This window comes from Psychrobacter sp. T6-1 (genome assembly GCF_052258445.1).
This window is the reverse complement of the sequence record NZ_JBQQFC010000499.1, coordinates 1-1,203: the sequence shown is the minus strand read 5'-3', so window position 1 is coordinate 1,203 and position 1,203 is coordinate 1. Positions and strand designations below refer to the sequence as shown.

General features: G+C 47.3%; 1 protein-coding gene. It reads right to left on the bottom strand.

Features of this window, described 5'->3' with window-relative positions:
* The coding region (locus tag ACTXGO_RS14115) for a YbfB/YjiJ family MFS transporter (RefSeq protein ID WP_443574959.1) at positions 1-1,050 on the bottom strand (1,050 nt) is incomplete at its 3' end.
* Between the last annotated feature and the right edge of the window lie 153 nt (positions 1,051-1,203).

Below are 1,203 nucleotides of genomic sequence, written 5' to 3'. Positions count from 1 at the left end.
GGTCATCGAGACCATACCTGCAAAGGTCATCCCGACGATGATGGCGTTGGCATAGAGTCCAAGTGCACCTGCAAACCATAGGGGGCTGAACATGCCTAGTGCCTGCAGCAAAGTTAAGCCAATTAAAGTATTAATCTCGCCAATACGTTTGGCAAGGATACCCCAAACAGGATTGAATATGATGATGCTTACGCCGACTACCAGCCAAATCTGCAAGCCAGCGTAGGTGTCTGCTAATTGATTGGTCGCCATAACAGGTAAAAAGGTCGTGGAGGTAATATAGCCAAAGCCTGCAAGCACGTAACTGGCTGATAACAAAGATATGGCTTTGCCATTACCACTGATCGCTTCATACAAGGAGCGTTTGAAGTTAATGTAGGTTTGATGAATAGAGCGTGGCTGTGGGTTTGCATCAGCAGCGTTATCAGGTCGAATACCCAGTAATAACCATAAAAGCGGCAAACTGCTCAGCCCTGCGATCAACCAAATCACATCGAAATGATAATCCAAAGATAACAACCACCATGTCAAAATCGCGGATGCGCTAATACCGACGCCGATACCTGCGTAATGCAGGGTTGAGAGTAGTGCTCGGCGCTCAAGGCTAAAGCTTTGAATAACGAGGGTTGAGCTCAGAATCATCGCAATACCGCTTGCGATACCTGCCAATAAGCGCACTAGGTACCAGAGCATGATAGGCAGCGAGGGTATTGCCAGCATCATGGTAGTGATTACGCTCATTGCTGTCCATAGCATAAGCGTCTGCCACGTTGTGCGCTGCGGGACGAACATCGCAATCAAAGCACCAATAAAGTAGCCAATATAATTAACCGATGCCAGCCAACCTGCAACCGTCGTCGAGAGTGTCAATTGGGTCATAATATCAGGCAAGGTAGCAGTAAATAAAAACCGCCCGTAACCCATAACGACCGCGAGACAATATAGACCTATGAGCGCTATGATGGTCTCGTTGGTGATAGTAGGCACCATACGCATACGGCTTTGAGAGGTCGTCTTCATGACAGTGCCCACTTGTGGCAATAAGCTCACAATCCTTTGTAAGGGGTAACGATTAAACAGGCTGCGCAATCATCGCCACGCGCTGATCGCTAAACATATCCATATCTGGCGCTAAGGTGCGCATAAAACGATCAAAATATAACAGCTGCTTGGTAAGTAAAGCAAAATCACGCGGAAAATGAA